At 68.5% G+C, this 20,988-nt stretch carries 15 protein-coding genes; 12 read left to right on the forward strand and 3 right to left on the reverse strand.

Features of this window, described 5'->3' with window-relative positions; translation table 11 throughout:
• The first annotated feature begins 150 nt into the window (after window positions 1-150).
• The 12 genes from MLJ35_RS09455 (at window position 151) to MLJ35_RS09510 (ending at window position 14,888) form a co-directional block, all read left to right on the forward strand.
• Window positions 151-1,461 carry an arginine deiminase gene (locus tag MLJ35_RS09455; RefSeq protein ID WP_243384142.1) on the forward strand — a complete coding sequence of 437 codons (1,311 nt, stop codon included), beginning with the start codon at window positions 151-153 and terminating at the stop codon, window positions 1,459-1,461.
• Window positions 1,458-2,576 carry a glycosyltransferase family 9 protein gene (locus MLJ35_RS09460; protein WP_243384143.1) on the forward strand — a complete coding sequence of 373 codons (1,119 nt, stop codon included), beginning with the start codon at window positions 1,458-1,460 and terminating at the stop codon, window positions 2,574-2,576. The genes MLJ35_RS09455 and MLJ35_RS09460 overlap by 4 nt, the downstream gene beginning before the upstream one ends.
• 67 nt (window positions 2,577-2,643) lie before the next feature.
• The gene (locus MLJ35_RS09465) at window positions 2,644-3,624 is read left to right on the forward strand and encodes a lysophospholipid acyltransferase family protein (RefSeq protein ID WP_243384144.1); all 981 of its coding nucleotides are present in this window, start codon (window positions 2,644-2,646) and stop codon (window positions 3,622-3,624) included.
• A 53-nt stretch (window positions 3,625-3,677) separates the two neighbouring features.
• On the forward strand, window positions 3,678-4,148 hold the full coding sequence (locus MLJ35_RS09470; RefSeq protein ID WP_243294830.1) for a GreA/GreB family elongation factor: 471 nt from the start codon (window positions 3,678-3,680) through the stop codon (window positions 4,146-4,148).
• Window positions 4,149-4,166: 18 nt separating this feature from the next.
• Window positions 4,167-5,411: an ATP-dependent Clp protease ATP-binding subunit ClpX gene (gene clpX, locus MLJ35_RS09475; protein ID WP_026852223.1), complete on the forward strand. Its 1,245-nt coding sequence runs from the start codon at window positions 4,167-4,169 to the stop codon at window positions 5,409-5,411.
• Window positions 5,412-5,425: 14 nt separating this feature from the next.
• Window positions 5,426-7,939, forward strand: a complete 2,514-nt coding sequence (gene lon, locus MLJ35_RS09480; protein ID WP_243384145.1) for an endopeptidase La — start codon at window positions 5,426-5,428, stop codon at window positions 7,937-7,939.
• A gap of 98 nt (window positions 7,940-8,037) precedes the next feature.
• Window positions 8,038-8,238 (forward strand): hypothetical protein, encoded by a 201-nt coding sequence (locus tag MLJ35_RS09485; protein WP_243287799.1) that lies wholly within the window; start codon window positions 8,038-8,040, stop codon window positions 8,236-8,238.
• Window positions 8,239-8,246: 8 nt separating this feature from the next.
• Entirely contained in the window at window positions 8,247-9,185 is a 939-nt protein-coding gene (locus MLJ35_RS09490; protein WP_243384146.1) for a YihY/virulence factor BrkB family protein, read from the forward strand.
• 61 nt (window positions 9,186-9,246) lie between these two features.
• Window positions 9,247-9,573 (forward strand): ArsR/SmtB family transcription factor, encoded by a 327-nt coding sequence (locus tag MLJ35_RS09495; protein ID WP_243384147.1) that lies wholly within the window; start codon window positions 9,247-9,249, stop codon window positions 9,571-9,573.
• A gap of 258 nt (window positions 9,574-9,831) precedes the next feature.
• Window positions 9,832-11,604 (forward strand): DUF885 domain-containing protein, encoded by a 1,773-nt coding sequence (locus MLJ35_RS09500; RefSeq protein WP_243384319.1) that lies wholly within the window; start codon window positions 9,832-9,834, stop codon window positions 11,602-11,604.
• Window positions 11,605-11,706: 102 nt separating this feature from the next.
• Entirely contained in the window at window positions 11,707-12,882 is a 1,176-nt protein-coding gene (locus MLJ35_RS09505) for a transglutaminase-like domain-containing protein (protein ID WP_243384148.1), read from the forward strand.
• Window positions 12,879-14,888 (forward strand): TPR end-of-group domain-containing protein, encoded by a 2,010-nt coding sequence (locus MLJ35_RS09510; RefSeq protein ID WP_243384149.1) that lies wholly within the window; start codon window positions 12,879-12,881, stop codon window positions 14,886-14,888. The genes MLJ35_RS09505 and MLJ35_RS09510 overlap by 4 nt, the downstream gene beginning before the upstream one ends.
• Window positions 14,889-15,007: 119 nt before the next feature.
• Here MLJ35_RS09510 and MLJ35_RS09515 read toward each other — a convergent pair whose 3' ends face one another.
• From MLJ35_RS09515 to dnaE, 3 genes are read right to left on the reverse strand one after another with little or no spacing between them, the layout of a single operon-like run.
• Complete coding sequence (locus tag MLJ35_RS09515) at window positions 15,008-16,504, reverse strand: sigma-54-dependent transcriptional regulator (protein ID WP_243384150.1); 1,497 nt, start codon at window positions 16,502-16,504, stop codon at window positions 15,008-15,010.
• A 39-nt stretch (window positions 16,505-16,543) separates the two neighbouring features.
• Entirely contained in the window at window positions 16,544-17,263 is a 720-nt protein-coding gene (locus tag MLJ35_RS16155) for a helix-turn-helix domain-containing protein (protein ID WP_243384151.1), read from the reverse strand.
• A 28-nt stretch (window positions 17,264-17,291) separates the two neighbouring features.
• Window positions 17,292-20,921, reverse strand: coding sequence for a DNA polymerase III subunit alpha (gene dnaE, locus MLJ35_RS09525; RefSeq protein ID WP_243384152.1), 3,630 nt, complete (start codon window positions 20,919-20,921; stop codon window positions 17,292-17,294).
• Window positions 20,922-20,988: the final 67 nt, after the last annotated feature.

Genomic DNA, 20,988 nt, shown 5'->3' on the forward strand with positions numbered 1-20,988 from the left:
AGGCTAGGGCCAGCCCACCCAGGGTTCAAGAAAAAATCTGACTAAATCGGTAAAGTATATCGAACCCATGGGTCAACTGAGGCGCGCAGATGCAGAAGTCACAGGGCTTCCATGCTACCCTGCGGGGTTCCGGCCCCCCCAAGGACCCCCATGCAGCCCATCCAGCCCATCCAGCTTTCCGTGTTCTCCGAGACCGCCCGCCTCCGGCAGGTGGTGGTCCACAACCCCGGGCCCGAGGTGGACCTGATGGTGCCGGGGATGATGGAGAAGCTCCTCTTCGACGACATCCTCTACGGCGACCTGGCCCGTCAGGAGCATTCCCAGTTCCGGCAGGTGTTGGCCCGGGTGGCCGATGAGGTGCTGGACATCCAGGACCTCTTCATCGCGGCCCTCCAGGACGAGGGGGTGAAGCTGGCGTTCGTCGAGGATCTGCGGCGCCTGGTGGGGCTGCCGGACGACACCTGCAACCTCCTGCGGGACATGACCCCGGCGGACGTGGCCCGCAGCGTCATCGGCGGCCTGCCCTGGGACGACATGCCGGCCCACACGCACTGGGAGGAGGAGTTCGACTACCGGGTGCGGCCCATCCCGAACCTGCTGTTCATGCGCGACCCGGCCTCGGTCATCGGCGACGGCTACAGCGTGAACTCCATGGCCACCTGGGCCCGGGAGCGCGAACCCCTCATCCTCAGCTATGTCTTCCGGCACCACCCGCGGCTCCGGCATCACACGGAGCACGACAAGTGGTTCGACCAGGTGACGCCCCTCATCCGTGGCGAGATCAAGGCGCCCGTGAGCCTGGAGGGCGGCGACATCCTCGTGCTCAGCCGCAAAGTGCTGGTCGTGGGCTGCTCCGAGCGCACCCAGGCGGACGCCATCCAGCTCCTGGCCGAGAGCCTTCGCGACCATCGCGCCGAGGACGACAGCAGCTTCGACCACCTGCTCATGGTGCTCATGCCCAAGAAGCGCAGCGCCATGCACCTGGACACCATCTTCACCCGCACCAGCGAGGGCGAGTGCCTGCTCTACCCGCCCTATTTCGTGGAGGGCAGCCGGGAGCTGCTGAACGTCACCAGCATCGACCTGCGCCATCCCGAGCTGCGCATGAGCACCCACCCGAGCCTGCTGAAGGCCCTGAAGGGCGTGGGCATCGACCTGAGGCCCATCTTCTGCGGCGGGAACGACTTCATCCTCCAGCAGCGGGAGCAGTGGACCGACGGCGCCAACGCCTTCTGCCTGGCGCCGGGCGTCATCACCAGCTACGGCCGCAACCTGGCCACCGCCGAGGCGCTCGACCGGGCCGGCTACCAGGTGCTGAACGCGAAGGCGGTCCTGTCGGATCCCGCCCTGGACCTGCTGGACGGAGGGAAATACCTGGTGCAGATCGAGGCCAGCGAGCTGAGCCGAGCCCGGGGAGGGCCGCGCTGCATGACCATGCCCCTCTCTAGGGAAGGCGCGTGAGCGCCGGTCGTGGAGGCGACCTGGACGCCGGCCGCCACCCGGCCCTGGCCCGCTTCGACCGGGCCCTGGCCGGCGGCGCGGCCCCGGAGGTGTGGATCCGCTTCCCCCGCCAGCTGGGCGATGTGGTGATGACGCTGCCCTTCCTGCGCACCCTCCAGCACCACTGGAACGCCGTGGCGGCGGAGCGGGGCGTGCAGCTCCGCTGGATCGCCGTGGGCCACCACATCGGCGCAGCCCTGCTCTCCGAGGCCGATCCCGCCTTCATCGCCGAGGCCCACATCGAGGGCGGCGGCGCCGCCAAGCCCGATCCCTGGGCCCTGGTCCGCGGCTGGCGGAAGCGTCCGCCCGCGGCCTTCCTGAACCTCTCCCAGAGCGCCCGCCTGCCCTTCGCCGCCTGGCTGAGCCGGGTGCCGCTCCGGGCCGGCATCGCCGACAACCACTTGCGCCCGCTGTATCACCACAGCATCCGCTACCGGAACCTGCCCCTCCACATCGCCACCCGCATCCAGCCCCTGCTCGAAGCCCTCACGGGCGACGGCCGGGCCCTCTGGCTGCCCCTGACCCCGGCCCTGCTGGGCGGCCACCAGGGGCCGGACAAGCTGCGGGCCGAGGGCTGGGGCGGGGAGCCTTACGTCACCCTGGCCTTCGGCACCCGCGGCTTCGGCAAGCGCTGGTTCCCCGAGGATCGAACCTGGCCGGAGCTGATGCGCCTGCTCCAGGGGCAGGGCTTCCGTCCGGTGCTGCTGGGCGGGCCCGACGAGGTGCCCCTGGGCGAGGCCCTGGCGGGCGCCGTCCCCGGGTCCCTGAACCTGGCCGGGAAGACCACCCTGCCCGAGGCCTGCGCCATCCAGGCCGCGGCCCAGGGCAACGTGGCCATCGACACGGGCCTGGCCCACACGGCCGCCGCCACCGGCCGACCCACGGTCACGCTCTTCGGGCCCAGCCCCGAAGTCTGGGTGAACCCCATCGGGCCCCGGGCCCTGCCCCTGCGGGGGCCGGATGTGGACTGTGATCCGGCGGCTCCCGTCGGCTTCCCCACCCACGGCTCCAGCGCCCACCGGATCTCTCCGGCGAGAGTGTTGGAAGTGTTGGAAATGTTGATGAAGGAATCCTGAGCGAGGTTCCTGCTAGACTGGATTTCCGCGCCTCGTCACCCGAGGCGCCCCTTTTTTTAGGGCCGACTTGACCCCCACCCCCCCGCAGACCCCCCAACCCAAGCTCAGGCACCGCCTGGAGTACGGGCTGTTCCGCCTGCTGGACGGGATCCTCGGCCGCCTGCCCATGACCACCGTCCAGACCCTGGGCGAGGGGGCGGGCACGCTGTTCTACCTGGTGGACCCCCGGCACCGCCGCATCGTCCGGGAGAACCTGCGGTTCGCGGATCTCGACTTGTCCGAGGCCGAGACCCGGGCCCTCTCCCTGGTCTGCTTCCGGCACTTCGGGGGCCTCTTCGTGAGCCTCCTCCGCCTGCGCCACGCCACGCCGGAAGAGCTCGATCGCTGGATCAAGGTCGAGGGGCTGGAGCATTTTGATGCCGTCCAGGCCGCCGGAAAGGGCTTCATCCAGCTCACCGGCCACTACGGCAACTGGGAAGCCGTCGCCCTGGCCCAGAGCCGCCTGGGCCGTACCATTGACGCCATCGGGCGGGAGCTGGACAACCCTCTGCTGGAGCCCATCTCGCTGGGCTTCCGCACCCGGTTCGGCAACCGGGTGATCCTCAAGGACGGCGCCATGCGCGACACCCTGAAAGCCCTGAAGGCGGGGCGGGGCGTGGGCTTCCTCCTCGACCAGGACGCCCTCACCAGCGGCGTGTTCGTCCGCTTCCTGGGCCAGTGGGCCTCCACCTTCTCCACGGCCGGCAGCCTGGCCGCCCGCTACGACCTGCCGGTCCTGCCGGTCTTCAGCTGGCCCAACCCCGACGGCACCACCACGGTGCGCTTCGAGCCCGCCTTCCACGTACCCGTCACCGGGGACGCGGCCCGGGATGCCTGGGTGGCCACCCAGCTCATGACCGCCCGCATCGAGGCCCAGATCCGCAAGGATCCCCGCTGGTGGTTCTGGATGCATCGCCGGTTCAAGACCCGGCCGGGGGAGGGCCATCCCCTCCCGGCTCCGCTTCCGCCCCGGGAGTGGGTAGAATCGATCCAACCACCCCCTGCGTGACCGGGCCCCTTCGGCCCGCCATTTTTTTGACCCCCTTTACCAGGACACCCCCCATGCCCAAGCACGTGCTTGCGAAGCTCGAACAGGAACTCAAGACCGTCAAGCAGGCCCTCCTGGTGGACATCCCCCAGGAGATCGCCCGGGCCGCCGGCCAGGGCGACCTGTCCGAGAACGCCGAATACGAACAGGCCCTCGCCAAGCGGGACATGTTCCAGAACAAGCTGGTGACGCTGGAGAAGCGCATCTCCGAGGTGGCCAGCCTGGACATCAGCCGTCTGCCCAAGACCCGGGCCGCCTACGGGTCCAAAGTCACGATCCTGGACCTGGATTCCGAGGAGGAGTTCACCTTCAAGCTGGTGCTTCCTGAGGAACTCGACGGCCATCCCCAGCATCTCAGCATTAGCTCCCCCATTGGCATGGCGCTGGTGGGCCAGGAGGAGGGCAACGAGGTGCGGGTCCAGATCCCGGCGGGCGTCCGGCGCTTCGAGATCCTGGAACTGAAGACCATTCACGATGTAGCCTAGGTCCGGCGAGGTCCCGCCATGAACAAGTACAAGCGCGAGCAGAAATGCTCCTTCTGCGGCAAGGAGCCCCACGAGGTGGAGCAGCTCCTCGCGGGGCCGGAGGCGTTCATCTGCAACGAGTGCCTGGAGGCGGGCCAGCTCCAGCTGCGGATGAGCCGCCAGGGCAAGCCCCTGGGCAAGCCCGACGCCCGGCTCAGCCGCCCCAAGGAGATCAAGGCCTTCCTGGACGACTACGTCATCGGGCAGGAGTCCGCCAAGAAGCGCCTGAGCGTGGCGGTCTACAACCACTACAAGCGCATCGTCACCCCCCGGAAGGCCCTGGGCGGCCCCGAGGTGGAGCTGTCCAAGAGCAACATCCTGCTGCTGGGTCCCACGGGCACGGGCAAGACCCTGCTGGCCCAGACCCTGGCCCGCTTCCTGGATGTCCCCCTGGCCATGGCCGATGCCACCACGCTGACGGAAGCCGGCTACGTGGGCGAGGACGTGGAGAACATCCTCACCAAGCTGCTGCAGGCCGCCAACTACGACGTGGAGCGGGCCCAGCGCGGCATCGTCTTCATCGACGAGATCGACAAGGTGGGCCGCAAGAGCGAGAACCCGAGCATCACCCGCGACGTCAGCGGCGAGGGCGTGCAGCAGGCCCTGCTGAAGCTGGTGGAGGGCACGGTCGCCAACGTCCCCCCGCAAGGCGGACGCAAGCACCCGCACCAGGAGTTCATCCAGCTGGACACCAGCAACATCCTGTTCATCTGCGGCGGCGCCTTCGTGGGCATCGAGGACATCATCAAGCAGCGCATCCGGGCCAAGGCCGTGGGCTTCGGCTCCACGCCCTCGTCGAAGGAGGACAAGGAGAACCTGCTGCGCCTGGTGGAGCCCGAGGACATCATCAAGTTCGGCCTCATCCCCGAGCTGGTGGGCCGCCTGCCCGTCGTGGCGGGCCTCTCGCCCCTGGACCGCGAGGCCCTGGTGGCCATCCTCACCCAGCCCAAGAACGCCATCACCAAGCAGTTCGTGAAGCTCTTCGACATGGATGACGTGGACCTGAGCTTCGAGGAGGGCGCCATCGACGCCATCGCCGAGCAGGCCCTCACCCGCAAGCTGGGCGCCCGGGGCCTCCGCAGCCTCGTGGAGCAGATCCTGCTGGAGCCCATGTACGAGCTGCCTTCGGACAAGCGCACCTCGCGCGAGTCCCTGCGCATCACCCGGCAGAAGGTGGAAGAGGTGCTGGGCCTGCCTTCCCAGCCCATCTCCGCGGCGGGCTGAAGAAGGGAAGACCTTTGGCGGTACCGAAGACCCTGACCCTGCCGGCCATCCCCATCCGGGACATGGTCCTGTTCCCCGGCGCCCGGGTGCCCTTCGTGGTGGGCCGCTCGGCTTCGGTGCGCACGCTGGAGCTGGCCATCAAGGCCGGCGACCACCTGCTCATGCTCACGCAGAAGGACGCCAAGGTGGAGGCGCCGGGCCAGGACGACCTCTACCCCATCGGCACCCTGGCCCTGGTGGAATCCGTCCTCGCCCTGCCCAAGGACTACTACAAGGTCGGCGTGAAGGGCATCGCCCGGGTGAGCCTGCGCCGCTATGACGACAGCGGCGAGATCATCCAGGCCGAGGCCTACCTGCTGGCCGAGCCCACCCAGCCCCCCGCTGAATCTCTCCAGCCCTTCCACCAGGCGGTGGAGGCCTTCCTGGGCCGCAATTCCGACGCCTCGCGGCTGCTCAGCATGGACCAGATCCGCGAGCTGCCCCTGGGCAAGGCCATCGACACCGTGGCCGGCCTCCTGCCGGCCGAGGTGAAGCAGAAGCAGGAGATCCTCGATCAGCTCGAGATCGGGCCCCGCCTCGAGGCCATGATGCGCCTGCTGGAGCTGGACGCCGCCCGCTCCGAGGTGGACCGCACCCTGGACGAGAAGACCCGGCAGCGCCTGGACCAGGACCACAAGCAGTACGTCCTGAACGAGAAGATGCGCGTCATCCAGCAGGAGCTGGGCAAGAAGGAGGAGAAGGACGAGTTCGCCCGGCTGAAGGACCAGATCGAGGCCGCCGGCATGAGCGCCGAGGCCAGGGCCAAGGCCCTGGAGGAACTGGAGCGCCTGGAGGCCATGCCGCCCCAGAGCGCCGAGGCCACCGTGAGCCGCACCTACCTGGACTGGCTGCTGGCCCTGCCCTGGACCACCATGGCCGACGAGCGCCTGGACCTCATGGAGGCCGAGCGCGTGCTCGACGAGGACCACTCCGGTCTCGACAGGATCAAGGCCCGCATCCTGGAGCACCTGGCCGTCATGGCGCGGCTGCAGAAGGTGTCTGACATGAACGAAGGGGGACCGCCCGGACGCGCTGCGTCCTCTGCGTCCCCCCTCGTGCTCCCCCACGCGGAGGCCGGGCAAAGCCCGTCCGCCGCGTCCACGAAGGTCTCCGAGGGCGAGAACCGTCCCCCCCTCCGCGGACCGATCCTCTGTCTGGTGGGCCCTCCTGGTGTGGGCAAGACCTCCCTGGCCCGCAGCATCGCCCGGGCCCTGAACCGGCCCTTCGTGCGGTTGTCGCTCGGCGGCGTGCGCGACGAGGCCGAGATCCGCGGCCACCGGCGCACCTACATCGGCTCCATGCCGGGCCGGATCATCTCGCTGATGAAGAAGGCGAAGGTCCGCAACCCGCTCATGCTGCTGGACGAGATCGACAAGATGGCCTCGGACTTCCGCGGCGATCCCAGCTCCGCCCTGCTGGAGGTGCTGGATCCCGAGCAGAACGCCAACTTCCAGGACCACTACCTGGACGTGGGCTTCGACCTCAGCCAGGTGCTCTTCCTGGCCACGGCCAACATCCGCCACCAGATTCCCGAGCCGCTGGAGGACCGCCTGGAGGTGCTGGAGCTCTCGGGCTACACCACCAAGGAGAAGCTGGCCATCGCCGAGCAGCACCTGCTGCCCCGGGCCCTGGAGGGCCACGGCATGAAGGACCTGGGCGTGCATTTCGAGCCCGCCGCCCTGGAGAAGCTCGTGCAGGACTACACCCGCGAGGCGGGCGTGCGCCAGCTCGAGCGCGAGATCGCCAACATCCTCCGCAAGCTGGCCCGGCATACGCTGCAGCCCGAAAAGGGTGAGGCCTTCGATTCCGTCATCACCGCCGAGCGCGTGCCCAAGCTGCTGGGCCCCGAGAAGTTCCTCGAGACTCGCGCCGAGGACACGGCCCCACCGGGGCTCGTGAACGGCCTGGCCTGGACGCCCACGGGCGGCGACCTGCTCACCATCGAAGCCGCCGTGCTGCCCGGCAAGGGCGTCCTCAAGCTCACGGGCAAGCTGGGCGAGGTCATGCAGGAGAGCGCCAACCTGGCCCTGAGCTACGTCCGCGCCCGGGCCGAGCGCCTGGGCCTGAAGCGGGATTTCCTGGACACGGTGGATCTCCACGTCCACGTGCCTGAGGGCGCCATCCCCAAGGACGGCCCCAGTGCCGGCATCACCCTGGCCACGGCCCTGATCTCGGTGCTGACGGGCATCCCCGCGCGAGCGGATCTGGCCATGACGGGCGAGCTGACCCTGCGGGGCCGTGTGCTGCCCATCGGCGGCCTCAAGGAGAAGCTCCTGGCCGCCCACCGCCAGGGCCGCAAGGCCGTGCTCATTCCCAGTGAGAACGCCCGGCACCTGGAGGAGATCCCCGCCGAGGTGCGCGAGCAGCTCAGCATCCACCTCGTCAGCCACATGGACGAGGTCATCCAGCTGGCCCTCACCCGCATGCCCCAGCCTCTGGGGGCCGAATCCGCCGGTCCCGGCCGCGAGAACCCGGCGACGGCGCAGTAGGGCTGTCAGCTCTCAGCTATCGGCTATCAGCTATCAGCTTTCAGTGGCTGACAGCTGACAGCTGACAGCTGACAGCTGATAGCTGATAGCCTGATTCCATGCGCTTTCTCTCCAGCCACGTCATCCACTTCGTCGTCATGGGGCTCGGCATCTCCCTGGTGCTGGGGCTCCTTCATCCGACGACGCGGCCGGAGCGGACGCGGGCCTCGATCCTCAAGCATGCGGCGGGTCTCATCGGCATCGGCCTGGCGCTGGCCTGGCTGATGTACCTGCTGCCCCGGCATCCCGTCCGCTTCTAGGAGCCGCCGTGGTCGAGAAGGTCCTGGGTCATTGGGCGAACCTGGTCGCCACCCTGGAGCGGGTCTGGCATGAGATCGCCCGGGCGGTGCCGCCCCTGGGTCGGGCCGGGGCCTTCACCATGGAGGTGCTGGGCAAGTACCACAAGGACGACTGCCTGAGCTACGCCGCGGGGCTCAGCTTCTGGCTGATCGTCAGCCTGGTGCCCCTGTCCACCCTGCTCTTCAAGCTGCTGGGAGCCGTCCTGGGCAGCCGCGCCTACGGGCCGGCCACGCTGAAGACGCTGCAGGAGATCGTGCCCTACCTGCCCCGCGAGTTCGTCGTGGACGCCGTGGCCAACAGCCAGCGGATCGGCGGCATGGGACTCTCCTGGGGCGTGCTCCTCTTCGGCAGCTACTGGGGCATCAGCCAGCTGGACACCAGCCTGGCGCACGTCTTCGGCCTGCGCATCAAGAAGCACCGGCAGACTCGAAAGAACCACCTGCTGCGCCAGGTGACGTTCCTGGTGGTGGGCCTGCTCACCCTGGTGGTCTTCCTGGCCCTCCTGGTGGGCGGCGCCCTGCGGAAGTTCATGCCCGCGAGGCAGACGGATCTCCTGCCCTACCTGGCGCCCATCCTGGGCCTGGTGGTGGTGACGGTGGTGCTCCAGCACCTGCCCCGTCTGCACGTGAAGTTCAAGCACGCCTTCCTGGGCGCGGGCATTTCCACAGCCCTGTGGTGGCTGGCCAAGTGGGGATTCGGCATCTACCTGCGCCACACCATGACCTGGGGCATCATGTACGGCTCGCTGCTGGGCATCGTCGCGGGGCTCATCTTCCTCTACTACAGCTGCGCCATCCTGCTGCTGGGCGCAGAGATCACGGCGGCCTTCTACCGCCACGAGACCGGGGCCACCCCGGTGCCGCCCTGGCTGAGGGGAAAGGCCGGCGAGGCGGGGGGGCGAGGCTAGGACGAGTCCGTCTGGGGAAGGCCGGCCTTGACGCGGAAATGTTATATCGTATGATTACGATATGAACAGGACCCGAGGAACCATTCCGCCGCGCTGCTGCACCCTCGCCATCGGGGAGCAGGATGAGGCCCGGTTCCTCCAAATGATGAGAGCCGCCGGGAATCCGCTGCGCTTCCAGATCCTGAAGTTCCTGGTCACCCATCCTGGCTGCATCACCGGAGAGATCGTGGATCACCTGCCCATCGCCCAGGCTACGGTCTCCCAGCATTTGAAGGTTCTTCGGGAAGCCGGCTGGATCAAGGGCGAAGTGGATGGCCCGTCGGTGTGCTATGAGCTCTCCCCGGAGAATACAGCCTGGTTCAGGACTCTCGTGGGACGGGTGTTCTAGAGCCTTCCATTTTTTTTGGCTCATTTAATCGTAATTTTACGATAACAAGGAGAGACCAGCATGAACCCGATCCAGGATTCCTCCCGCGTCGCCGCAGGTGGTGGCTACATCCAGGCCATGCCCTGCGCCTGCCTTCATTCCGACGGTGGCGGCGGTTTCCGCTGGCAGAACGGCCCGGACCACTCCATGACCCATCCCCCTGAAAGAGCCGCCATGCGTCCAAAGCCGTTGTTTCTGGCCGCCCTCGCCCTTTCTGCCATGGGTCTCCAGGCACAGGAGGTGGGGCGTCCCCTTCCCGAAAAACATCCGCCCGCGATCCTGGCAAGCGCCCTCCCCGCCCTGGCGACACGCAGAAAAGCCCTTGATGCGCTGCTCCACGAGCAGTGGGAGCACCATCTTCGCTCTCATCCGGAATTCGCATCGATCATTGGAGACAAGCGGTACAACGATAGGCTTTCGGACTTTTCGCAAGCAGCCATCGACCGGAACCTCGAACAGGCCGCCGTTTTCCTCGGGCGGTTCGAGGCGATTGACACCAGGGGCTTTTCCGCCCAAGAACGCCTGAACCAGGAGCTGATGGTGCGCCGCCTGCGCCTCGAGCTGGAAGGCGCGAGGTTCAAGGATTGGGAGATGCCCGTGTTCCAGAACGCGGGCATCCACCTCGACGCGCCGCAGCTTGTGTCGCAGCTTTCCTTCGAGACGGTGAAGGACTACGAGGATTACCTGGCCCGGCTCCACCAGCTTCCCCGAGCCTTCGATCAGACGGTGATCCAGATGCGGAATGGCATGCGCGATGGCCTCATGCCTCCGGCCTTCCTCCTGCCCAAGGTGATCCAGCAGTGCGAGAACCTCATTGCCCTCAGCGGGGAGGATTCTCCCTTCGCCCAGCCGCTGGCCAAGTTCCCCGCCTCCTTCTCCGAGGCCGACAAGGCAAGGCTCAAGGATGGCATCCTCCGCGCGATCAATGAAGAAGTCGTGCCCGCCTACCGGGCTTTCGCAGGCTTCATCCGCCATGAATACGCCGCCAAAGGGCGCGCGCGCGCCGGGCTCTGGTCTCTGCCGCAGGGTGAGGAGCGCTATGCCTTCCAGGTGAAGGTATCCACCACGACGAACTTGAGCCCGGACCAGATTCATCAGATCGGGTTGAATGAGGTGCGGCGAATCGAGGGTCTGCTGCTCGAGACGGCCAGGAAGCTCGGATTCCAGGATCTCAAGACGTTCAACGCGTCCCTCCAGGCCAACCCGGCGGTCCATCCCACGTCCCGGCAGGAGATCGTGGACCTCTACACCCGGTACACGACCCAGATGAACGCGAAGCTGCCCGAGTTCTTCGGACGGCTGCCGAAGGCCGGCGTGGTGGTGATGCCCGTACCGAGGTTCCGGGAGAAGGACGCTCCAGCTGCTTCCTACGACCAGGGCACGCCCGACGGCTCCCGCCCCGGCCACATCATGGTCAATACGGGCGATTTCGCCAGCCGTCGCACCCTCAGCATCGAGACCTCGGCGCTTCACGAGGGCGTTCCCGGGCACCACCTGCAGTTCGCTCTCGCCCAGGAGCTTTCCGGGCTCCCTCCCTTCCGCCAGCAAAGCGACTACACGGCCTACATCGAGGGATGGGCCCTCTATGCCGAGCAGCTCGGCGAGGAGGCGGGCTTCTACCGGGACCCCTACAGCTACTACGGGCACCTGCAGGATGAGATGCTGCGGGCCATCCGCCTGGTGGTGGATACCGGCCTCCATCACAAGAAATGGACGCGCCAGCAGGCAGTGGCGTTCTTCCATGCGCACTCGGGCATCGAGGAAGTCGTGGTCCAGAGCGAGACGGACCGGTACATCTCATGGGCGGGCCAGGCCTTGGGCTACAAAGTGGGCCAGCTCAAGATCCTCGAACTGCGCGACTACGCCAAACACCAACTCGGTGCGAAGTTCGACATCCGCAAGTTCCACGACGAGCTGCTCGGCGCCGGAGCCTTGCCCCTGGATGTGCTCGGCCGGCGCATCAAGGACTGGGTGGCGGAACAGAAACGTTGAGCGCGGGGACCGCCGAGCCCCGCGCACCCTTCAAGATCACCCCTAATCCACTGCCTCCTCTCTCCGTATTCCGCTCATCGATCCCTTGACCGGGAGGAACCCATGCGCCGACTTCAGCTGGCTTCGCTGTGCCTTGCCCTCGCCTCTTTCATCGCCCCGTCTCTGCCCGCCCAGGCGCCCCCGCCGCCGCAGGAGCTACAGGCGGAGAACGCCCGCATCCAGGACCTGTGGAAGGGGAAGAAGTTCGAGGAGGCCCTGACGATCCTGGCCGCCCGGGCCCAGTCCCCCGGCTTCGCGCAGCTCGCCGCCGAGACCCGGGCCGGCGTGCACTACAACATGGCCTGCGCGGCCTCGCTCCTGGGCCGCCGCGGCGAGGCCCTGGCCTACCTGGGCACGGCGGTGGGGGAAGGCCTCAAGGACTGGACGACCTTCAGCGTGGACACGGACCTGGATTCGCTGCGGAAGGAGCCGGGCTTCCTCTGGCTGGAGGGCATCGTCCGCGAGCGGGGGGACTATGTGGGCATCCTCCGGCGGTTCAAGGACTACGGGCCCGCGGGTCTTCCGGTTCCCGCCTTCACCTACCAGGCCCCGGATGCCGCGGACCTGGCCGCCCTCCGCAAGACCTGCCGCCTGGACGAGGTGGCGGGGAAGGGCCCCGAGTTCGAGCGGATCGTGAACCTCATGCGCTGGGTCCACGCCCAGGTGCGCCACGACGGCAGCTCGAAGAACCCCGAGCCCATGAACGCCCTTCACCTGCTGGAGGTCTGCCGCGCGGAGAAGCGGGGGATCAACTGTCGCATGATGGCCACCATCCTGAACGAGGCCTACCTCTCCATGGGCTTCAAGTCACGCCAGGTCACCTGCCAGCCCCTGGACGAGAAGGATCCGGACTGCCACGTGATCACCACCGTGTGGTCCAACGACCTGGGCCAGTGGCTCTACATGGACCCCACCATGGAGGCGTACTTCACGGACGGCCAGGGCCGCCCCCTCTCCATCGCCGAGGTGCGCGAGCGCCTCATCTCCGGCGGGCCCCTGGAACTCTCGAAGGGGGCCAACTGGAACGGGCGCCCCGAGAGCCCGGCCACCTATAAGGCCTACATGGCCAAGAACCTGGTGCGGATCACCTGCCCGATGGAGAGCGCCTACGGCTACGAATCCCGCTCCGAGCGCCGCTACGTGACGCTGGACGGCCTCGGCTTCCCGTCCCGGCCTGCCCGCGATGCCGCCGGAGGCCTCATCACCCACAATCCCGCCGCCTTCTGGGCCCGGCCGTGAGGCGCCTGGTCTCGCTGCTCCTCCTTCCCGGGCTCCTGGCCGCCCAGGAGGGACCGGCCCTGTCCCGAGCCGAGGCCCTGGCCGTCCTGGCGCGGTCGGGGACGGCGGAGGTTCGGGTGGGCGCGCTGGTGGACCACCTCCACCGGCGCATGCCCTGGGTGGCCACGGACTACCGCACCCGGACCGTGGACGAGATCCTGGTGCGGGGCAGCGGCAACTGCGCGGACCACGCCAAGGTGCTCCTGGACCTGCTGAAGGCCGGCGGCTTCGAGGCCCGCTGGGTGCATGAGATCAACCTCCAGGCTCCCTCCGACCAGCGCGAGGCCAGGGCCCGGACGAAGGTGGCCGAGGGCGGGAAGGGCTTCAGCGTCTTCGGGTACCGGCACAACGACCACCGCTGGCTGGAAGTGCGGGATCCCGCCAGCGGAGCCTGGTTCCCCGCGGATTCCTCGCTGGGCGTGGTGGGCGGGGAGGCCTGGGTGGCGGCCCGGCTGGGCTTCGGAACCCGGCCCGAGGCCGTGGCGGACATGATCGCCCCGGTCTTCGTGGAGGCCGTCCAGCCAGGCAGGCCGCCGGAGGCCCGCAGCGAGGCCTACCTTCTCAAGGCCTTCGGCGCCATGGAGGGCGGACGCATCCGCACCCTGCCGGCCTGGCCCGCCTGGGAGAAGGCGGTCCGGGCCCTGGAGCCCCATGCCTCCGCCGCCTTCCGGGGAACAGAGGATCTCCACGAGCAGGCCGAGACGCTGACAGCCCTTGCGGAGGCCTACGCGAGCCTGCGGGTTCAAGCCCAGGCCCTGCTGGCCCCTTCCGCGGCTGAGCTCGCCCAGCAGGGGGACCGGGCCTTCCTGGCCAAGGACTTCCCCCGCGCCGCCGGTCTCTACGACCAGGCCCTGGCGGCGGGACTGAAGGGTGCCCAGTACCCCTACCAGGGGGCCTGCGCGCACGCCCTGGCCGGGCAGGGAGAGGCCGCCTTCGGACTGCTTCAGAAGGCCCTGGAGCGGGGCTTTCGCGAGGACTCCCTCCTTCAGGAAGACACCGACCTGGCTCCACTTCACGCGGACCCCCGCTGGCCCAGAATGCTGGCGGCGGCAAAGGCCAACGCCCGGAACTTCCGAGCCGTCCACTCGGACCCCGACGGCGCGCGGTTCATCGCCACCGATGTGGACCTCTTCTGGAAGGCCTACGCGAAGCTCCCTGGCTCGCCGGATCCCGCGGGCCTCCTGCGGCGGGAGTACCTCGACCGGGGCAGCGTCGGCCTGCAGGACTTCATCCCGAACCGCATCCGGAGCGCCGCGAACCTGCTCGACGCCATCCAGAGGCACCCTCGCTACTTCGCCGCCATCCAGGAGAACACGCGGAAGGCCGCCGGGGTGGAGGCCGTGGCGAGGAAGTCTTTCCGGGCACTCAAGGCGCTCTATGCCGACGCGATGTTCCCGGATGTCTATTTCGTGGTGGGGGCCATGAACTCGGGCGGCACCTCGTCTTCCAACGGTCTGCTGCTGGGCATGGATCTGTTCGGCCGAGGGCCCGGCGTGCCCATGGACGAGATGGGCCCCTGGCACCGGGCGGTCATCCATACTCCGGCGGACCTGCCCAGCATCGTGGCCCACGAGCTGATCCATTTCCAGCAGACCCATGAGGCGCGCACCCTGCTGGGGAAGGCCTTCCACGAGGGTTCGGCGGACTTCCTGGCCTCGCTCATCGCCGAGGGCACCTTCAACCAGGCCGCCTACGCCTACGGCTACGCCCATGAGGCGGAGCTCTGGCGGGAGTTCCGGGCAGAGATGGCGGGAACGGACGCGTCCCATTGGCTCTACGGCAGCAGCCAGCGCGAGGGGCGCCCGGCGGACCTCGGCTACTTCATGGGCTTCCGCATCGCCCAGGCCTACTACGCCCAGGCCAAGGACAAGGCGCACGCCATCCGGGAGATCCTCACTTCCAGCGACTTTGAGGGGATCCTCAGGGACAGCCGGTACGGGGAGGCGCTGGCGGCCGGGACGCGGTAGGGCTTCACCTTCTGGGTCCTGAAGGGTGCAATGCCCTGGGCGGAGGCTGGGAGGCCGACCGGAAGGCAGAGGAATGCCAGGCCGATGCGCATGGGCCCGGGGCTCCAGCCAGGGGCGGCCTACTCGCCTCCCCGCGTGCTCGGCGGAATGGCGAAGCCGTCGGCTTTGTATTCGTTGATCTTGTTCCGTACCGTGCGGAGGGCGATGTCCAGCTGGGCCGCGGAGTGGGTGCGGTTGCCCTTGAGGGCGCTGAGCGTCGAGAGCAGCCAGAAGCGCTCCAGCTCCGGCAGGCTCAGGCCCAGGGGCAGCACGACGGGCGTGCCGAGGGCCAAGCCCACCAGGGGCTTGCGAGGATCGGCCACCACGGCGCCCGGGGGAAGCGGCCGCTCCTCACCTGGGGGGGGGTCCGGGGCGGGCGGGGCCCAGGACCCGGCGGCGTCCTGGACGGGATCGGCGGGCAGGCCTTCGAAGGCCTCGGGAGGCAGGAGCCAGCGGAGATCCTGCTGGCTGAGGCGGTGGCCCTGGTTCAGGACCACGCAGCGCTGGATGACGTTCTCCAGCTCGCGGAGGTTGCCCGTCCAGGGGTGGCGGGCCAGGGCGGCGAGGAAGCTGGGCGCCAGGCTGGGCACCGCCCGGTCGTTCTCCCGGGCGCAGCGCTCGGCGAAATGGGCGGCCAGCAGCTCCAGGTCGCCCAGCCGCTCCCGCAGGGGGGGCAGGTTCAGGGGGATGACGTTCAGCCGGTAGTAGAGATCCTCGGCGAAGCGGCCTGCCTTCACGTCCGCCAGGAGGTCGCGGCTGCTGAGGGAGATGAGGCGGACATCCACGGGGATGGCGCGGCTGCCGCCCACGCGCTCCACCGTCCGGTCCTGGAGGACCCGCAGCAGGCGATCCTGGAGGCCCAGGGGAAGGGCTTCGACGGCCTCCAGCACCAGGGTGCCGCCATCCGCCTGCTCGAAGGCGCCGGTCTTCGCGGCGGAGCCGGGGCGGCCGCCCTTCTCCAGGCCGAACAGCTCCGCTTCCAGCAGGTCTTCGGGGAGGGCGGCGCAGTTGAAGGTCACGAAGGGGCCGCTGTGGCGGGGGCTGGACCCGTGGATGAGGCGGGCCAACATCTCCTTGCCGGCCCCGCGCTCGGCCTGGATGAGGATGGTGGCGCGGCTGTCCGCGGCGCGGCGGGCCAGGGCCAGGACCTCGCCCAGGGCCCGATCCCGGGTGAGGAGGAGGGGGGCTTCGGCGAGTTCGGTGGTCTGGAGGTGTTCCTCGGAGATCAGGGTCTTCTGCATGGCGGCGGTGAGTTCCTCAGGGGTGAAGGGTTGGGGGAGGACGTCGAAGGCGCCCAAGGCCAGGGCCTCCCCGGACGCGCCGGGGCCGGTGGTGAGGAGGACGGGCAGGGCGGGATCCACGGCCTTGAGGCGGGCCAGGAACTGCGGGCAGCCCATGCCGGACAGGTGGAGACTCACCACCGCGATATCGAAGGTGCCGGGATGGATGCGGCGCAAGGCCTCCTCGCCGTTCCGGGCCAGCTCCACGGGGAAGCCGGCCCGCTTCAGGCCCAGGGCGAGGCCGTCCCGCATCGTGGGATTGTCGTCCACCACCAGTACCCGAAGGGGAGTCGCCATAGCTGGTCATCCATGCGTGGCCGGCTGGCCACGCCCCCGTTATCGGGCGTCGGTGTCCAGACTGGAGTTTTGTGCCGATCTGCGCCGCTTCATCCGCTGGGGCAGGTCCCCGGAGGCCGCTTCACCCCGGACCGGATCGCCGTGGCGGCGGATGAGGAGGTAGAGCTGGCGGCGGCTCACACCCAGGCGGAGGGCGGTCTCCACGCGGTTGCCGTAGGCCCGGCGCAGGGCCCGGTGCAGGAGGAAGCGTTCCAGGTCGTGCAGGTTCGTGGCCATGTCCTCGGCCTCGAAGCTGGGCGGGCCGGCCGGCTCGGGCTCCGGCAGCTGGCCCAGGAGCTTCCAGCGCAGCATCCGGTTGCGGAGCTCCCGGAGGTTGCCGGGGCAGGGCAGGGCCCCCAGGGCCGGAGGCCAGGGCGCAGGGACGCCCTCCTCCTCCGCCAGGGCCGCCAGCAACCCCGGAAGGCAGTCGGGATCCTCGTCCAGGGCGGGAAGGCGCAACTCCAGGCAGGCCAAGCCGGCGGGCATCGGGCCCCGGGCCGCCACCACGCCGCCGGGGTGGATGGCGGTCCAGGCGGCGCCTTCCTCCACCGAAGCGGCTTCGAACCAGGGCCGATTTCGGCGAAGGGCAAATTCTGCCGCAATCGTTGAGACCCCCGATCCCGCCGGGCCGTGGATCCATAAGCCCTCCGGCCGCGCCAGGAGGGCCTCCAGATGGGCACCCCAGCGGCGGAAGCCGGGCAGCAGGAAGAGGGGGATCACGGGGACTCCGCGTCCGGGGTTCCGGGCATCAGTAGGTCCAGGTGAGGGTGCAGCCCGTGTCCTTGGCGAGCCGTTCCGCCAGGTCGGGGTCGTGCTTGAGGCGCAGGTCCCGGCCGGCCCGGACGCGGGCCACCAGGCCCTCCTTCGAGCGGTACTCGAAGGTCACGGGCAGGTCGCCCCGGTGGTCCTTGAGGATCGACTCCAGGCGGGGCGGGCACTCGCCCACGGGCAGCCGCACCAGCGCCCCGGTGAAGCCCTGGCCCTGGAAGGTCTCCAGCGGCTCCAGCACGGTGGCGAAGACCTTCACCACGGTCTGCTCTTCTTCCTCTTCGGCGTCCCCGTTTCCGTTGCCGTTGGCCTGGAGGGTTTCCACCCGCAGCTCGCCCGTGATGCGCAGCATGGCTTCGGGCACCGCCAGGTGCCGGTAGCGCTCGAAGGGGCGCAGCGTGGCCTTCTTGGTGAGGGAATCCCACTTGCTGGCCATGAGCAGCACTTCCATCTTCCCGGCCAGGTCCTCCACCTGGAGGATGGCCCAGGGCTCGCCCTTCTGGTTGGTCTTGAAGGCCACGGTGCTGACCATGGCGCCCAGTGTGACCTCGCCGCGGTCCCGCAGCCGCCCGGCGGCCACGTCCTCCAGGATCTTGGCCAGGGTGCCGTGGGTGTGCACCTGGATGGCGTCGGCGAACTCCTCGAGGGGATGGCCGCTGACGAAGAGGCCCAGCACCTCGCGCTCGGCCGCCAGCCGGGTGCGGCGGTCCCAGGGCTCGATGCCCTCGGGCACGCGCCAGTCCTCGCTGAGGCTGGCCATCTCCGCGTCGTCGAAGAGGCTGGTCATGCCCGTGTCGCCGGTGCCGCGGGAGGCGGCGGAGATGGCGTCCGGCAGGCCCTGGACCAGCGCCGCCCGGTTGGGCTCCAGGCTGTCGAAGGCACCGGCCTTGATGAGGGACTCCCACACCTTGCGGTTGGCCTTCGAGAGGTCCGTGCTCTTCAGCGCGTGGAACAGATCCTTGAAGCCGCCTTCGGCCTCGCGCGCCTCGAGGATGGCCTGCAGCGCGGCTTCCCCAAGCCCCTTCACCGCGGCGAATCCGAAACGGATCTGCCGATCTCCCGTCGCGGTGAAATCGAGCGCCGACTCGTTGATGTCCGGCCCCAGCACCTCGATGCCCCGCTCCCGGCAGTTCTGCACGTACTTGGCCACGTCGTCCGTGCGGCCGGACTTGGTGGAGAGCAGGCCCGCCATGAACTCCACGGGGTAGTTGGCCTTCAGGTAGGCGGTCTCGTAGGCCACCATGGCGTAGGCCGCGCTGTGGCTCTTGTTGAAGCCGTAGCCCGCGAAGTACTCGATGAGGTCGAACATCTCCGCGACCCTGGCCTTGTCGTAGCCCCGGGCGGCGCCCCGCTCGATGAACTTGGTCTTCTCCTTCGCCATCTTCTCCTTGTCCTTCTTGCCCATGGCGCGGCGCAGCATGTCCGCCTCGCCCAGGGAGTATCCGGCCACGAGGCTGGCGATCTGCATGACCTGTTCCTGGTAGAGGATCACGCCGTAGGTGGGGGAGAGGATGGGCTCCAGGTCCGGGAACATGTAGGTCACGGGCTCGCGGCCGTGGCGCCGCTCCACGTACGTGGTGCCCATGCCCGCGCCCAGCGGGCCCGGGCGGAAGAGGGCATTGAGCGCGATGAGGTCGTCGAAGCGGTCCGGGCCCAGTTGGCGGAGCAGCTGCTTCATGCCTCCGGACTCGAACTGGAAGACGCCGTCCGTGTCGCCGGCGGCGAATAGCTCGAAAGTTTTCCTGTCGTCGAAGGTGCGGATGGACCTCATGTCGTGCGGCTTGCCGTGCCGCCGTTCGATGACCTCCTGGGTTTTGGCGATCTGGGTGAGCGTCTCAAGGCCCAGGAAGTCCATCTTCAGCAGGCCGGCGCGCTCGGCCTCGGTCATGGTGTACTGCACCATCACCTTCTTGTCCTTGTCCATGCTGAGCGGCGCGAACTGCGTCAGCTCGTCGGGCGCGATGATGACGCCCGCCGCGTGGACACCGGTGTTGCGGGCCAGCCCCTCCAGCCGCGCCGAGATGTCGAGGATGTTCTTCACCTCGGGATCGCTCTCGTACAGCTCCCGGAGCTTGTCGCTCTTCTCCAGCGCCTCGCCCACGGTGATGGGCTTGCCGGGCTCCTGGGGCACCAGCTTGGTGAGGTTGTTGGCGAAGGCGAAGTCCTTCTCGAAGACCCGCGCCACGTCCTTGATGACGGCCTTGGTCTTGAGCTGGTTGATGGTGACGATGTTGCTGACCTTGTCCTGGCCGTACTTCTCCGTCACGTAGTCGATGACCCGCTGGCGCCCGTCGCGGCAGAAGTCGATGTCCACGTCGGGCATGGAGACGCGCTCGGGGTTGAGGAAGCGCTCGAACAGCAGGTCGTACTGCATGGGGTCGATGTCGGTGATCATCATGGACCAGGCCACGATGCTGCCGGCGGCCGAGCCGCGGCCCGGGCCCACGGGCACACCCATCTCGCGGGCCTTGCGGATGAAGTCCCAGACCAGCAGGAAGTAGCCGGGGAATCCCATCTTGAGGATCATGTCCAGCTCGAAGGCCAGGCGCTCGCGGTACTTCGCCTCGGGATGCTTCAGCGTGCCGGCCTGCCAGCGGGGGCGGCACTCGGCCATGCGGGCCTCGAAGGTCTCCTTGGCGACATGGACGAAATAGCCCTCCAGGTCATAGCCGTCGGGCACGGGGAACTGGGGCGTGACGGGCTTCCGCGTGATGGGGAACAGGTCCACCTTGGCGGCGATCTCGAGCGTGCGCTCCAGATATTCAGGATGGTCCGGGAAGACGGCCCGCATCTCCTCGGGCGTCTTCACGAAGAACTGGTCCGTGGAGAACCGCATGCGCTTCTCCTTGGCCTTGGTGGTCTTCGTGCCGATGCAGAGCAGGGTGTCGTGCAGGTCCGCGTCCTCGTGGTTGAGGTAGTGGGCGTCGTTGGTGGCCACCAGCGGAATGCCCAGCCGCTCCGCGAGCTGCTGCTGGAAGGGGATGATCTCCTTCTCCTTGTCGAAGCCCTGGTCCTGGATCTCCAGGTAGAAGTCCTCGCCGAAGAGGTCGCGGAAGTCGCGGGCCACGCGCTCGGCCTGGTCCAGCCGATTCTGGAGGATGCGCGCCTGCACCTCGCCGCCAAGGCACGCGGAGAGCGCGATGAGGCCCTCGCTGTGCTCGCGGAGGATGTCCTTGTCGATCCGCGGCTTGTAGTAGAAACCCTCGGTGAAGCCCGCCGACACCAGCTTCGAGAGGTTGGCGAACCCCTTCGGATTCTTGGCCAGCAGCACCAGGTGGTAGCCCGCGTCGCGGCTGCCGCTGGGGTCCACGCAGTCCTCCAGGCCCTCCTCGCCCGTGAGGTTCTTGGCCTCGAGCTTCCGGTCGAAGCGGGTCTTGGGAGCCACGTAGACTTCGCAGCCCAGGATGGGCTTCACGGCCCAGGTGCCCTCGGCATCCTTCGTCTTCTCGCAGGCGTCGTAGAGCTTCATCATCCCGAACATGTTCCCGTGGTCGGTGACGGCCACGGCGGGCATGCCGCTGGCCCGGCACTTCTTGATGAGGTCGGGGATGCGGGTCAGGCCGTCGAGAAGCGAGTGCTCGGTATGCAGGTGGAGATGGGCGAAGCTCATGCCCCCATTCTCCGCCGGATCGGCCGCGACCGGGCAAGTGCCCGGAGGTCAACACCCGATCCCCGCG

This window comes from Geothrix alkalitolerans (assembly GCF_022808885.1).
GTDB lineage: Bacteria > Acidobacteriota > Holophagae > Holophagales > Holophagaceae > Geothrix > Geothrix alkalitolerans.